Consider the following 14,180-nt stretch of genomic DNA (forward strand, 5'->3'; position numbering starts at 1 on the left):
GACGACTCCGCGCAGATCATGAACTCAGCCTATGGCCTGGAGCGCACTCCAGGTATTTAGTGTGGACCCCATGGACTATGTCAACCTCGGACGCAGCGGCCTCCAGGTGAGCCCGCTCTGCCTCGGCACGATGAACTTCGGCCCGCTGACCTCGGAGGAAGACTCCTTCGCGATCATGGACAAGGCCCACGACCTGGGCATCAACTTCTTCGACACCGCGAACGTCTACGGCTGGAAGAGGGGCGAGGGCATCACGGAGAACATCCTGGGCCGCTGGTTCGCCCAGGGTGGTGGCCGCCGCGAGCGCACGGTCATCGCGACCAAGCTCTACGGCGACATGGGCGACTGGCCCAACGAGCGGCGCCTGTCGGCGCTGAACATCCGCCGGGCCTGCGACGCCTCGCTCAAGCGCATGCAGACCGACTACATCGACGTCTACCAGGCCCACCACGTCGACCGGAACACGCCTTTCGACGAGTTCTGGGAGGCCATGGAGATCCTGCGCCAGCAGGGCAAGATCATCTACGTGGGCTCGTCCAACTTCGCGGGCTGGCACATCGCCAAGGCCCAGGAGACGGCGGCGCGGCGCGGCACGTTCGGGCTGACCAGCGAGCAGAGCCACTACAACCTGCTCACCCGGACGGTGGAGCTGGAGGTGCTGCCCGCCTGCGAGGACTACGGCATCGGCGTGATCCCGTGGAGCCCGCTGGCCGGCGGCCTGCTCGGCGGCGTCCTGCGCAAGATCGACAAGGGCCGGTCGGCCTCCGACACCATGGTCAGGGAGCTGGACAAGCACCGGGACAAGATCGAGGCGTACGAGAAGCTCTGCGACGAGCTGGGCGAGGACCCGGCGTACGTGGCGCTGGCGTGGCTGCTCAGGCAGCGCGCGGTCACCGCCCCGATCATCGGCCCGCGCACGCTGGAGCAGCTCGAAGGCAGCATGCGCACGCTGGAGATCGAGCTGGACGACGCCACCCTGGCCCGCCTGGACGAGATCTTCCCCGGCCACCGCACCGCGCCGGAGGACTACGCCTGGTGAGAGCGCGACCGGCCGGGCCCGGCACGACCACGCCCGGCCGCTCGGGGCGGCTCAGGTCAGCAGGGCGCCGAGGATGACGATGAGGAACAGCAGGCCCAGCACGAGGGGCAGCAGCCAGGGGCGAGGACGGTCCACGCCCTGGAGCCTAGCCCTGCTTCACCGGTGCGAGCGCCCAATCGCCGAGTGACTCGTGCCTCACCTGGGGGCCGCCGTGGCTGCGGAACAGGTGCAGCCGCTCGGCCCGCCAGGGCGTCCCGGCGAACGCCGCCAGCGACTCCACCAGCTCCCTGAGGTCCGTGTCGGTCCGGGCCCTGGCCAGGGTGAGGTGGGGGTGGAACCGTTTCTCGTCGGTCTGCACGGCCCCCGCGCGACGGCCGGCCGCGCGGGCCGAGTCGGCCAGCCGGGTCAGGGGGTCGCCCGCGACCCCGGCCCACAACACCCTGGCCCGCCGCGCCGAGGAGAACGCCCCGGCCCCGGCGAGGGCCAGGTCGAGCACCGTGTGCCGGTGGGCGGCCCGCGCCAGGCGCGTCTCCAGGTCGGGCAGCGCCCGCTCGGGCACCTCGCCGTAGAAGGCCAGCGTGATGTGCCAGGTGGGGCGGCCGGCCCAGCGCAGCCCCGGCACCTGCCCGACGTACGGCGCCACGGCGCGCTCGACCTCGTCGAGCGCCTCCTCAGGCGGGACCACGGCCGCGAAGAGCCTCATGTCATGCGATTGTCCCCGGCCCGGGACGGCTCACGCCATCGCCAGCGCCGGTCTGGCCATCCGGTTGCCGATCAGCTTGGTCACCAGCACCGCGAGCCCGGTGCCCACCAGGACGAGCACGCCCGACAGCAGCACCCCCGCACGCGGCCCGCCCAGCTCCGACAGCCACCCGATCAGCGGCGCCCCGACGGGCGCGCCACCGGTGAAGACGAGCATGTAGATGCCCATGACGCGGCCCCGCATCTCAGGGGACGTGGCGATCTGCACGCTGGCGTTCGCGGCCGTGTTGATGGTGATCAACGCGATGCCGGTCGGGATGAGTAGCAGCAGATAGACCGGGTAGAAGGGGGCCAGCCCGGTCAGCACCTGGAACAGCCCGAACCCGATCGCCCCGGAGAAGAGCACCTTGCGCGAGAGCCTGGCCCGCCGCGCCGCCAGCAGCGCGCCGCCCAGCGCGCCCACCGCGAACATGCTGGAGGCCAGCCCGAACGACGACGCCCCCGCGCCGAACACCTCGCGGGCCATCAGCGCTATCGACATCGAGAACGACTGCGAGAACATCGACACGAAGGCGATCAGCAGGATCGGCATGAGCAGTTCCTGGCGCCCCAGGACGTACCGCAGCCCCTCCCGGAGCTGGCCCTTGGCCCTCGGCACCGGCTCGGACAGGTTGAGCTCGGAGCTGCGCATGAAGATCAGACTGGAGATCACCGCGCCGAAGGTGAGCGCGTTGATCAGGAAGATCGGTCCCGTGCCGCCCAGCAAGGAGATCAGGATGCCGGCCAGCGCCGGGCCGACCACGCGGGCGAGGTTGAAGATGGAGCTGTTCAGGGCGATGGCGTTGGGCAGGTCCTGCCGTCCGACCATCTCGACCACGAACGCCTGCCTGGTCGGCACCTCGACACAGGAGATCATGCCGAGCAGGAAAGCCATCACGAACACGTGCCAGACCTGCGCGGTGCCGGTCATGGTCAGCACGCCGATGGTGAGCGCGAGCACCGCCATCATCGACTGGGCGGCGATGAGGATGGGCCGCTTGGGGTAGCGGTCGGCGAGCACGCCGCCGAAGAGCCCGAACAGCAACATCGGCAGGAACTGCAGCGCGGTCGCCAGGCCGAGGGCCGCCGCGCTGCCTCCCGCGCCGTGCGGGCCCTTGGTCAGGTCGAGCACCAGCCAGTCCTGGGCGGTGCGCTGCAGCCAGGTGCCGACGTTGGAGACGGCGCCACCTGCCGCGAACATGCGATAGTTGCGAACCTTGAGCGACCGGAACATCCCGGTCTTGGGTTGCTCGGGTTCTATATCTTGCTGAGCTTCTCCAGGATCGGCGCCGCCTGCCGCAGGATCGACCGCTCCTCCGGCGAGAGCTCCTTCAGCCGCTGTGTCAGCCACGCCTCCTTGCGGCGGCGTTCCTCCTTCAGCAACGTCTGGGCGGCCTCGGTCACGGTCACGGTCACCTGACGCCGGTCGGTCGGGTGCGGGGTGCGTGCGACCAGGCCGCGTTCCTCTAGCGCGGCGATCACGCGCGTCATCGAGGGCGGTTGCACCTTCTCTAGCTCGGCCAATTCGCCGGGGGTTATCCCGGAATGCCGTTCCACGGCGGCGAGCGTCGCGAACTGGGTGGGCGTCAGCGAGTGCGCCGCCGCCTGACGCCGGAGTCGCCTGGTCAGCCTTGCCATCGACACGCGCAGGGCTGAGGCCAGGCCCGCGTCGCTGCGCAGGTCCATCTTGGGCTGGTTGTTCATTAGCACGTCTCATTACCTTTGCTAACTATATGCGAAGGCAAGATATTTCCCTAGGTCAGATTCGTCTCACCCCTTGATACCCCGAAGCCGCCCCGCATGCGCGGGGCGGCTCCGAGAATGTCGAGGTCAGATCCCGATCGCGGCCCGGATCGGGCCGATGGCGAAGTAGAGCACGAACAGCGCGGTGACGCCCCACAGCAGCGGGTGCACCTCGCGCGCCTTGCCCCGTACGACCTTGACCAGCACGTAGCTGATGAAGCCGGCGCCGATGCCGTTCGAGATGGAGTAGGTGAACGGCATGACCACGATGGTGAGGAAGGCCGGGATGGCGATCTCGTAGTCGTCCCAGTCGATGTCGCGGATGGCGGTCATCATGAGGAAGCCGACGACGACCAGCGCGGGCGTGGCGGCCTCGTAGGGCACGACGGCGACCAGCGGCGCGAAGAAGATGGCCACCAGGAACAGCACGCCGGTGACCACGCTGGCCAGACCGGTCCGCGCGCCCTCCCCGACGCCGGCGGCCGACTCGATGTAGGTGGTGTTCGACGAGACCGAGCCGGCGCCGCCCGCCGCCGCGGCGATCGAGTCGACGAGCAGGATCTCCTTGGTGCGCGGCAGCGTGCCGTCGGCCTGGACCAGGCCCGCCTGGCGGCCGACGCCGACGATCGTGCCCATCGTGTCGAAGAAGTCCGTGATGAGCAGGGTGAACACGAACAGCACGGCCAGCAGCACGGAGATCCGGCTGAAGGCGCCGATCGGGTCGAACTCCGTGAACAGCGTCAGCGGGTTGTGGAAGCCGAAGATCTCGCCGGCCTCGGGGATGGCGGGAACGTTGAGCTGCCAGCCGCCGGGGCTCTCCGGCGTGGCCCGCTCCAGCTTGGTCAGCACCTGGACGACGACCGCCAGCACGGTCGAGACGACGATGCCGATCAGGATCGCGCCCTTGACCTTCCGCGCCACCATGGCCGCCGTGGCCAGCAGGCCGACGATGAACACCAGGACCGGCCAGGACGTGAGCTGGCCGCCGATGCCCAGCTCCAGCGGCGTGCCGGCGGCCTTGCGCACGAAACCGGCGTCCACGAAGCCGATCAGCGCGATGAACAGGCCGATGCCGACGCTGATGGCGGTCTTGAGCTGGGCCGGGATGGCGCGGAACACCGCCGTCCGCAGGCCGGTCAGCACCAGGATCGCGATGATGACGCCTTCGAGGAAGACCAGGCCCATGGCCTCCTCCCAGGTCATCATCGTGGCGATGTTGAAGGTCACGAACGCGTTCAGCCCGAGCCCGGCGGCCATCGCGAACGGCACCCGGCCGACCACGCCCATGATGATCGTCAGCACGCCGGCCACGAACGCCGTACCCGCGGCGACCAGCGGCACCTGCGGGGTCGTGCCGTCGCCGATGACCTGGCCTTCGATGTCCTTGCCGTAGGCGAGGATGATCGGGTTCAGCACCACGATGTAGGCCATCGTGAAGAACGTGGCCAGGCCGCCGCGCACCTCACGGGAGATCGTCGAGCCTCGTTCAGAGATTGCGAAGAAACGGTCTATTGCATTACGCATGTCACTCACGCGCCGAAGAGTGACAGTAGTGGTGAACTGGGAAAAGTGTCCGCAATCGGATCGAGACCCGATTGGAAGCTAGGCTGGACACGTGAAGCAGCAGTGGCACCCCGATCCCGAGCCGATCAAGACCAACGACACGGCCGCCGTCGGGGTCGGCACCGCCCTGTGGGCCGTCGCGCTGATCGTCCTGCTGATCTTCCGCCCGGCGCCCGAGAACACGTGGTGGATCTGGACCTGCGTCACCGGGGTCGGGTTCGGCCTCTTCGGCATGTGGTTCGTCAGCCGTCCGCGCCGGGGGTGACGTTCGTCGTCCTCCGCACATCCTCGAAGTCGTCAGGAACCCATGTCTCTCCCCACCACCTGGACCGATGCCGTGTCCGCAGGCCGGCCGGCATGAAGAAGGCGATGTCGGCACTGCTCGTGGGAGCCGCCGTTCTCGCGGGCTGCGGCACCACGGGTGGGCCCGCGAAGCAGCCCGGTCCCGCCGGGAGCGCCGTCGCCTGGAGCCCGTGCGCCGGGCTGACCGGGCCCGACGGCAAGCCGCTGCCCGCCGACGCGTCCGTCCAGTGCGGGGCCGTGCGGGTGCCCCTCGACTACGGCGATCCCGACGGCCAGAAGATCGACCTGGCGTTGATCCGGGTGAAGGCCACCGGCGAGCCCCTCGGCTCGCTGGTCTTCAACTTCGGCGGGCCCGGGGCGTCCGGCGTCGACACGCTGGCCCAGGTCGCGAAGGCGTTCGGCAGCCTGGGCGGCCGCTACGACCTCGTCAGCTTCGACCCCCGCGGCGTCGATCGCAGCGCCGGCGTCAAGTGCGGCGGCGAACTCGACGCCCTCCTCGCCGCGCCCACCGGCGCCGACGGCGACGCGACGTCGAAGAAGTTCGCCGCGGCCTGCGAGAAGGACTCCGGCCAGATCCTGCCCCACGTGGGCACCGTGGACGCCGCCGAAGACCTCGACCGCATCAGGGCCGCCCTCGGCGACCGGCGGCTCAACTACTTCGGCTTCTCCTACGGCACCCACCTCGGCGCCGTCTACGCCACCCGCTTCCCCGCGAACGTCGGCCGCTTCGTCCTCGACGGCGCCTTCGACCCCACGGTCACGTTCGAGGAGCGCGCCGTCACCCAGGCCACCGGCTTCGCCCGCGCCTTCGAGGCGTTCGCGAAGGACTGCGTGGCGCAGACCTGCGACCTCGGCCAGGACCCGGCCGCCGTCAAGAGCGCCGTCGAGAGGCTGCTCGACGGCCTCAGGACCAGGCCGCTCAAGGTCGGCGACCGGCAGCTCACCTACGGCCTGGCCCAGCTCGCCGTCATCACCCCGCTGTACGCCAAGGCCGCCTGGCCGGTGCTGGAGCAGGCCGCCGCGGCCGGGATCAGGGGCGACGGCGCCACCCTGCTCGCCCTGGCCGACGCCTACACCGGACGGCGCCCCGACGGCACCTACTCCACCATGATGACCAGCCTGCAGGCCATCACCTGCGCCGACACCACCGAACGCCCGAGCGCCGCCGACATGGCCCGGGGCGACGACCGGATCAAGAAGATCTTCCCCATCCTGGCGGCGGACGGCGCCGCCACCGCCTGCGGCCACTGGCCCACGCCCGGCGACGACGCGGCCAAGCGCATCGACGCCACCGGCTCGGCGCCCATCGTGGTCATCGGCGGCAAGGGCGACCCGGCCACGCCGTACGAGTGGGCCACCGCGCTCAACGCCAAGCTCAGGACCGGCGTGCTCATGACGTACGAGGGCGAGGGGCACGGCGCCTACCTCAGCGGCGACAGGTGCGTGACGCGCACGGTGGACACATACCTGCTGACCGGGAAGGTGCCCGCGGCGGGCACCACCTGCGCAGCCTGAACGGGAAGATGCCCGCGGCCGGGACCGCCCGCACGGTCTGACAGCGGCGGGCCGCCTCCGCGACGGGGAGGCGGCCCGCCGGTCTCAGGACAGGTCGGCCTCGGCCAGCAGCAGCGGCACCGCCTCCGGGTCGCGCAACATCGCGGCCACGGCCAGCCGGTCGTTCCACTGGCCCGTGGCCCAGGCCAGCCCGCGGGCCAGCCCGTCGACGCCGGTGCAGTGGACCGCGCCCTCGAAGAACCGCCACGTGCAGGCGACCCCGTCGACCAGCAGCTTCTCGTGCTCCACGTACGTCTCGGGCGCCGTCGGCAGCAGGGAGCGCACCTGCGGCGGCACGTCGCGCACCTCGCCCTGCGAGGTCACCTCGCCGGTGGCCAGCTCACCGGCCAGCGGCAGGTCGAGCAGCTCCGACAGCGCCTCGGCCAGGTCGTAGGAGGCCAGCACCAGCGGCCGGTCGGTGACGAGCTGCAGCAGGTCGGGGGCCTCGACCACCACCGCGTCCTCGGCGGCGGCCACCACGATGTCGCCGCCGAGCACCGCGCGCACCCGCGCGGGCGGCTCGACCCGGGCCGGGTCGACGGCGGCCAGCGCGATCCACAACGCCCGCAGCTGGGCCCGGTCGACCTCGATCGCCGGGTCGGCCATCAGCTCCAGCAGTTCTTCCGGCCCGCCGTGGGCGGCCAGCAGGTCGGTGAGCGTGGTGCGCACGCCGAGCATCGACAGCGCCGCTTCGTCGAGCCCGGCCGGGGCGTCGGCGTAGAGGCCCTGCAGGAGCGGGTCGGCGCCGGGCAGCCGCAGCTCAAGCGGCTTCCGGCCGCCGAGCACGGGACGGTGGGCCAGCCACCACGCGGTGTAGGAGGGCACCTCCACGCCCTCGACCCGCAGCGGGTGCAGCGCGGCCCGCAGCGGCGGCCGGGTCAGCAGCGGGAGCGCGGCCTCCCAGTCGGCCACCAGCTCAAGGTCGCGCACCGCCGCGAACTCGGCCACCACCGGCGGCACCGCGAGGTCGGGCAGCAGGTCGAGCACGTGGTCGAGCCAGTCGGCCTCGCCGTCGAGGTCGTGGTCGCAGTCGTCGTGGTCGAGCAGCACGTCGGAGTCGTGCGCGACGGCGAACCCGTCGAGCACGCCCGCCGCCGCCAGCACCCGCGGCCCGTAGGTCTCCTCCAGCTCGGGCGCGGCCACGCCGAGATGGGTGTCGGCGGCGAGCAGCCCGGCCAGCGCCCCGTCGGCGAGCATCAGCTCACCGGCCGGGTAGAGCTCGCCGTCGGCCCCGCGCAGCGCCAGCTCGGCCAGCCACGGCGCCTCGCCGGGAACCAGCCCGGACGCCGCCACCAGCGACAACACGGCCCGCGCGACCGGCTCGGGGTCGGAGCTGTCGAGCGACTGCGCGACGGCGGCCTTGGTCAGCGGGTCTTCCAGCACGGTACGCGGGGTCGCCTCGGCCGCGCCCAGCCTGAGCAGCGCCGGATGGGCCGCCTCCGGATGCACGATGCGCAGCCCGAGCGGGGTGAGGTCCAGGTCGGCCCCGCCGTCGGTCAGGATGAGCGTGCCGCGCGGGCCGCGCACCACGCGGCCGTCGGTCAGCGGCACCGGCAGCGCGCCCAGCGACTCGGGGTCGTCGGCGGGCAGCACCGCGTACAGGGAACGCCACCAGGACGGCTCACGCGCCTCCACGGCCTCGCCGGACAGCAGGTCGACCACGTCGGCCAGCTCCACCCGGCGCACGCCCAGGGCCACCATGGCAGGATGCCTGGCGGGCCACCCGGCGGGCAGCAGCCCCGGCACGAAGTCGGCCACGGTGTCGAGCAGCTCGGCGGTGGCGCCGGCCACGACGGCCGCCTCCCGGCCCGCGACCACCCAGCCGTCGCCCTCGGGCTCGCGCGCCGGATGCTCGACCCGCCACTCGGCGTCGGGCTCGTAGACCTCGGCCTCGGCGAAGGACGGCGTCTGGACCGCGGGCGCGGGCGCCGACAACGCGGGCAGCAGCGGCGCGGACGGCAGGCGTTCGAGCACGGCCCGCCGGACGCGGGCGTCGAGCTCGCCCTTGCCCATGAGGGACGGCACCAGGTCGAGCAGCCTGGACGTGCGGGGCAACTCGCCCAGCAGCCGGACGTAGGCGTCGGCCACCCGCTCGACCAGGAAGTCGGTGAGCGGCCCCTTGGCGACGTGCCGCCGGTCGGTGGCCATGGGGAAGGACGCGATCAGCAGCGCGGGCAGGTCGATCGGCTCGTCGCTGGGCGTCGGGGCGTGCACGACGGGCGGCACGGCGGCGGGCAGCGGGCCGGGCTCGCCGGTGCCGGTGACGGGCACCGCCCAGCGCAGCGACCAGAAGGGCCGCGCCCGCTCCTCGGTCGGCCGGTCGGCGAACAGCCTGGCGACCTCGTCGGGGGTGAACTCGCCGGACTCCGACACGACGTGCCAGCCGTCGGCCACGACCGTGCGGGTGGCGCCGTCGAGGTCGATCTCGATGGCCTCCAGCGCGGGCAGGCCGAGCAGCAGCGCCGGGCTGGTCTCGGCGAGCATCACGCGGACGGCGTCGACCGCCGCGGCGTCGCGCAGCGGCAGCCGGACGATCGTGTCGAACCCGTCGGGCACCTCCATCGGCGGCGCGTCGAACGGCAGCCTGAGCAGCGGCACGTGGCCCGCCCGGTCGGCCAGCTCCCCCGCCAGCACGGGAACGCCGGCGACCAGCTCGGACGTGCCGGCCCGCGACCAGCGCACCGAGCCGCCGCCGCGCGAGCCGATGGCCGGCTCGTCGCAGACGGAGACGACGGCCGCGAAGCCCACGCCGAACCGGCCGGCCGCGCCGATCTCGTCGCGTTTGCCCGACACGCGCAGCGTGGACAGGCCCTCCACGCCGGTCGCGTCGAGGGGGGCGCCGGTGTTGGCGGCCGTCAGGACGTCGCCGCGCAACGTCAGCCGCAACACCCCTGGCACCCCCGCGCGCAGCGCCGCGTCGGCGGCGTTCTGGGCGAGTTCGACGATCAGCCGGTCGCGGTAGCCGCCGAGCGCGAAGTCCTCCTCGGCGTTGGCGTCCTCGCGGAAGCGGGCGGGCGAGGCCGTCCAGGCGGAGAGGACGGCGGCTCGCATCCGGTCAGTGCCAAAGGTGTCGGTCATCGATCACGATCCTGGTCGAGTGAAGGGGGGCCAGGGTAGGTTAGCCCCCCTGACCGACGAAACCGCCGTTCCGCGCTCGCGCCCCGGTCAGGAGTGGCCGAGCTCCTCGGTGGCGGATTCGTCCACCGAGCCCTCTTCCTCCTCGATCAGGTCGTAACCCAGGTCGTCGAGGATCGGGCTGGCCTGCTCGACCGGCGGGGGCAGCACGGCCGCCTCCGAGTGGGCGCCGCAGCCGTGGTCGGCGGCGACGACCTTGCCGTCGTCGGGGGCGTACTCGTTGGTGCAGACGCCGAACGACAGCCGCAGCTCACCGGAGAGCAGCCAGTAGAACCCGCAGGTGGAACACTGCGCGGGCGCGGCGTGTGCGATCGGAGTGTGCGGCCCGTGCTCGCCCGCGTGCCAGCGTCTGGCAGCCCGGTCCCTGCCGATGGCCGAGAGCACACGGGCTCGGCCCAGGCCGTACTCGAAAACCATCTGGCGGTCGGCATCTTCGTCGAGCTCGGTGAAACCGGGCGCCAGCCTGTCGTCGTCTTCCGGGGACGGCAGCAGGTCGCCGACGCCCAGGTCGCCCGGCCGCAGCCGCTCGCTCCACGGCAGCCACTCGGGGGCGAGCAGCGCGCCCGAGCCGGGCAGCAGCACGGCCTCGCTGACCGTGACCTTCTTCGCGCGCGAGGCACGGGTGACCGTGACGGCCCACCGCCAGCCGCGATAGGCCCGGTCGAGGCAGGCGAAGTAGTGGGTGACGATCCGGTCGCCCTCGCTCTCGAAGCCGAGGTGCTCGCCGGCCTCGCCCGGGTGCGCCAGCTCCTGCGCCGCGGCGCGCGCCAGATCGACTGCGGCGACACAGGCCTGGTCGGGAGCGGGGACGCGGGCCCGGGTGCGGCTCATCGGGCCGCCTCCGCCTGAAGGTGCTGTTCGCTCACACTTCATTCTCACCCATGGCCGGACCGGGCAGGCCCACAACCGCCGATCCGAGGCTGAGAACAGGGGTGAATCGGGTAAGACTGGTAGACGTGGGGGGCGGCTGGGAGCAGGCTCGGGAGATCTCGCGGCGGGTGGGTCATGCCATCGGCGGCGCGGGTCGTGTCGGCGTGCGCGCGGGCCGGGCCACCGCGAGCGGCACCGTCCGGGCCGGCCGCGCCACGGCCAGGGGCGCCCACCAGGTCGGCAGGGCGACCAGGAAGCTCACCTACGCGGGCGGCGCGGGCCGTACCGGGCTCGGGCGGCTGATCGAGCTGTCGGCCGGCAACAGCGCCGCCGACGCGCTGGTCACCGTCGCCCTGGCCAGCACGGTGTTCTTCGGCGTGCCGGTCGGCGAGGCGCGCGGGTCGGTGGCGCTCTACCTGGTCATCACGATGTTGCCGTTCGGGCTGCTGGCGCCGTTCGTGGGGCCGATCCTCGACCGGTTCAGGTCGGGGCGCCGCTACGTGATGGCGGGCACGCTGTTCGGCCGGGGGCTGCTCTGCTTCGCCATGGCCGCCGCGGTGGGGGCGGGCGACCTGCCGACGCTGTTCATCGGCGCGCTGGGCGTGCTGGTGTTGTCGAAGGCGTACAACGTGTCCAGGGCGGCGATCATGCCGAGCGTGCTGCCCGCCGACATCACGTTGGTCTCGGCCAACGCGCGGGTGGCGCTGTTCACGCTGGTGGCGGCCGGGGTGGCGGTGCCGGTCGGCGCGGGCCTGACCGCGTGGCTGGGCAGCGCCGTGGTGCTGCGCGTGGCCATGCCGGCGTTCCTGCTGCTCGGCGTCGCCGCCGTACGCCTGCCGCGACACGTCGACTCGCCCGACCAGGAGGAGGAGGGCGTGGCGCCGCGCTGGCGCACCCTGCTCAAGGTGGGCCCGGCGGTGGCCGAGGCGGTCTGGGCCAACGTGGCGCTGCGGGTCTTCTCCGGCTTCCTGGTGTTCTTCCTGCTCTTCCTGGTCCAGGACCAGGCGGTGCCGTGGCTGGCCCGGCCGGCGGCGGCCACCTCGTTCTTCGACGTGCCGAAGACGATCGCGCTGCTCGCCCTCGCCGCCGGGCTGGGCGGCCTGGTCGGCGCCGCGGTCGCCAACTGGACGCGCAACCACGCCCCCCAGGTGATCGTGCTGGTCACGCTGGCGGTGACGGCCGCGACCACGATCGCCACGGCCGTCTTCTTCGACCTGTGGACGGCGCTGGCGGTCTCGCTGGTCACCGCGTTCGCGCAGGAGCTGGGCAAGCTCGCGCTCGACGCGATCGTGCAGCGGGAGATCGGCGAGGAGGTGCGCTCGTCCACCTTCGGGGTGGTCGAGGCGGTGCTGCAGTTCGCCTGGGTGTTCGGCGGCCTGCTCGGGCTCGTGCTGTCGCTGGCCCGCAGCGCCCTGGCCGGGTTCGTCGCGCCGGCGGTCGTGCTGACCGGCGTGCTGGGCTGGCTGCTGGTCACCAGGCGCGGGCGGGTGCGGGCGGCCGACGCCAAGCTGGCCAGGCAGCGGGCCGAGGCCCCCGATCAGCAACGGACCGAGACCCTCGACCGCACCAAACCCCTGACGAACCCCAACGGTTAGGCGTCGAGGTCGTCCGCGACGGCCCTGAGCACCTGGGCGATCTTCTTGGCGTGCGCCGCCTCGGGGTGCTTGCCGCGCTGGTAGGAGGTGGAGACGTCGTCGAGCAGTTTGATCAGGTCTTCGACGATGACGACCATCTCGTCGGGCGTCTTCCGCTTGGTCTTGGGCTTCGTCTTGGCCAGGGTCGGCGGCTGCTCCAGGATCCTGACCGACAGCGCCTGCTGGCCCCGGCGTCCCTCGGCCACGCCGAACTCCACCTTCTGGCCTGGCTTGAGCGGGCCGGCGTTTGTGGGAAGCGCGGAGGAATGCACGAAGACCTCACCGCCGTCGTCACGGGTGAGGAAGCCGAAACCCTTGTCGGCGTCGTACCACTTGACCTTGCCACTCGGCACAGGAGGACCTCGTTCAAACAGTCGAAAAGGATGAATGGATGTAGGTTATGCCCCGAAGCGCGCGGAGGCGACCGGGAAAATGCGGGGCAATTACCGTAGTTCGTCGCGGGCACGCCAACCGGCGAACCAGTCGGCGAATTCGGTCAGGTCGCCGAGCGCCACATCGGCTCCGTGCTCACGCAGCTCTCCCACTGTGTAAGGGCCCGTCGCGACGGTGACGCTCATGGCGCCGCCCGCGCGTGCCGCCTCGATGTCGGCGACATGGTCACCAACATAAGCCGCCGCGCCGAAGCGCGCGAGTGCCGATCCCTTGGCTGCGCCGAACACCGATCCGACCACTTCGTCCACGGCCAGCCCGAGCAGTTCGACGGTGCCGGCGGCGTCGCGCGGGTTCTTGCCCGTCACCACGATCACCCGGCCGCCGCGGGCCCGTACGGCGGCGATGGCCTCGTACGCGCCCGCCATCGCGGTGTGCACCGGAACGCCCACCGCGGGATAGATCTCGCGGAACAGCTCGGCGGCCGCGGGAATGGCCTCCGCGGGCATCCAGTTGGCCAGCTCGTACTCAAGCGGCGGCCCCAGCCGGGTGACGATCTCCCCGCTGTCGATGCGCACACCCAAACGGCTTGACAGCTCGTCGTAAACAGCCGCGATGCCTGATCGCGTGTCGGCCAATGTCATGTCCAGGTCGAAACCCACTGAGGTAGTCACCCGTGCAGGATGCCAAACGCCGCATCGACGTCGGTAACGGCCCTTGTTGTAGGACTCGTTGTGAGACTCGTTGTGGGACTCTGGGAATGGGCAGAAAGGAATTACTTATCGGAGAGGAGTGACCGTGTCCGAGACCCCCCGCACGACCGGCACGGAGGACCGGCTCGCCGCCGCCGCTCCCCGCCCCCATCGGCCCGCCCGGCCGCGCGGCACGCCGGCGACGGTCTGGCAGCGGGTCGTGGCGATGGCGGCGTACGTGGTGCGGCTGGCGTCCAGGGCGGCGGCGCTCTCCTTGGTGTTCCACGCGCTCTTCACGGTGTTCCGGGCCAACCCGGCCAACCCCTGGTACCAGCTCGTCGAGTCGCTGGCCTCGGGGGTGTCGCTGGGGCTGGCCGACCTGTTCCAGCTCGCCGACCCGCGCTGGACCACGTTCGTCAACGACGGCCTGGCCGCGGTGGTGTGGCTCATGGCCGGTTCGGCGGTCGCGGGCCTCGTCAGGCGCGCGGCGGCCTAACGACTACTCTCATTACGGAG

Annotated in this window: 13 protein-coding genes; 5 read left to right on the forward strand and 8 right to left on the reverse strand. The window is 71.9% G+C overall.

Going from position 1 to position 14,180, the window contains the following annotated elements; genetic code table 11:
- Window positions 1-70 precede the first annotated feature (70 nt).
- On the forward strand, window positions 71-1,039 hold the full coding sequence (locus tag AB0J97_RS31655) for an aldo/keto reductase (RefSeq protein WP_357696571.1): 969 nt from the start codon (window positions 71-73) through the stop codon (window positions 1,037-1,039).
- 145 nt (window positions 1,040-1,184) lie between these two features.
- Here AB0J97_RS31655 and thpR read toward each other — a convergent pair whose 3' ends face one another.
- The 4 genes from thpR to AB0J97_RS31675 form a co-directional block, all read right to left on the reverse strand.
- On the reverse strand, window positions 1,185-1,742 hold the full coding sequence (gene thpR, locus AB0J97_RS31660; protein WP_357696573.1) for an RNA 2',3'-cyclic phosphodiesterase: 558 nt from the start codon (window positions 1,740-1,742) through the stop codon (window positions 1,185-1,187).
- 30 nt (window positions 1,743-1,772) lie between these two features.
- The gene (locus AB0J97_RS31665) at window positions 1,773-2,981 is read right to left on the reverse strand and encodes an MFS transporter (RefSeq protein ID WP_364095385.1); all 1,209 of its coding nucleotides are present in this window, start codon (window positions 2,979-2,981) and stop codon (window positions 1,773-1,775) included.
- Between the two features lie 56 nt (window positions 2,982-3,037).
- Window positions 3,038-3,484, reverse strand: coding sequence for a MarR family transcriptional regulator (locus AB0J97_RS31670; RefSeq protein ID WP_357696577.1), 447 nt, complete (start codon window positions 3,482-3,484; stop codon window positions 3,038-3,040).
- A 126-nt stretch (window positions 3,485-3,610) separates the two neighbouring features.
- Window positions 3,611-4,984 (reverse strand): NCS2 family permease, encoded by a 1,374-nt coding sequence (locus AB0J97_RS31675; protein WP_364095389.1) that lies wholly within the window; start codon window positions 4,982-4,984, stop codon window positions 3,611-3,613.
- A gap of 154 nt (window positions 4,985-5,138) precedes the next feature.
- Here AB0J97_RS31675 and AB0J97_RS31680 point away from each other — a divergent pair, with 154 nt between their 5' ends.
- Window positions 5,139-5,351 (forward strand): DUF2530 domain-containing protein, encoded by a 213-nt coding sequence (locus AB0J97_RS31680; RefSeq protein WP_364095392.1) that lies wholly within the window; start codon window positions 5,139-5,141, stop codon window positions 5,349-5,351.
- Between the two features lie 104 nt (window positions 5,352-5,455).
- The gene (locus tag AB0J97_RS31685) at window positions 5,456-6,904 is read left to right on the forward strand and encodes an alpha/beta hydrolase (protein ID WP_364095394.1); all 1,449 of its coding nucleotides are present in this window, start codon (window positions 5,456-5,458) and stop codon (window positions 6,902-6,904) included.
- Between the two features lie 84 nt (window positions 6,905-6,988).
- Here AB0J97_RS31685 and AB0J97_RS31690 read toward each other — a convergent pair whose 3' ends face one another.
- Window positions 6,989-10,021, reverse strand: a complete 3,033-nt coding sequence (locus AB0J97_RS31690; protein WP_364095397.1) for a hypothetical protein — start codon at window positions 10,019-10,021, stop codon at window positions 6,989-6,991.
- Window positions 10,022-10,108: 87 nt separating this feature from the next.
- Entirely contained in the window at window positions 10,109-10,909 is an 801-nt protein-coding gene (locus tag AB0J97_RS31695) for a DUF3027 domain-containing protein (protein ID WP_357696587.1), read from the reverse strand.
- A 125-nt stretch (window positions 10,910-11,034) separates the two neighbouring features.
- Here AB0J97_RS31695 and AB0J97_RS31700 point away from each other — a divergent pair, with 125 nt between their 5' ends.
- Entirely contained in the window at window positions 11,035-12,543 is a 1,509-nt protein-coding gene (locus AB0J97_RS31700) for an MFS transporter (protein WP_364095403.1), read from the forward strand.
- On the opposite strand, the gene AB0J97_RS31705 is transcribed toward AB0J97_RS31700, so the two are convergent.
- Both AB0J97_RS31705 and AB0J97_RS31710 read right to left on the reverse strand, forming a co-directional pair.
- Window positions 12,540-12,935, reverse strand: a complete 396-nt coding sequence (locus AB0J97_RS31705) for a cold-shock protein (RefSeq protein WP_357696590.1) — start codon at window positions 12,933-12,935, stop codon at window positions 12,540-12,542. The two genes, AB0J97_RS31700 and AB0J97_RS31705, sit on opposite strands and share 4 nt — an antisense overlap.
- Window positions 12,936-13,025: 90 nt before the next feature.
- A complete protein-coding gene (locus AB0J97_RS31710; protein WP_357696592.1) occupies window positions 13,026-13,634 on the reverse strand; it encodes a haloacid dehalogenase-like hydrolase in 609 nt (202 codons plus the stop codon).
- A gap of 136 nt (window positions 13,635-13,770) precedes the next feature.
- Here AB0J97_RS31710 and AB0J97_RS31715 point away from each other — a divergent pair, with 136 nt between their 5' ends.
- Entirely contained in the window at window positions 13,771-14,160 is a 390-nt protein-coding gene (locus AB0J97_RS31715) for a hypothetical protein (RefSeq protein WP_357696594.1), read from the forward strand.
- Window positions 14,161-14,180: the final 20 nt, after the last annotated feature.

Source organism: Nonomuraea sp. NPDC049607, assembly GCF_040675375.1.
In the GTDB taxonomy this organism is placed as follows: domain Bacteria; phylum Actinomycetota; class Actinomycetes; order Streptosporangiales; family Streptosporangiaceae; genus Nonomuraea.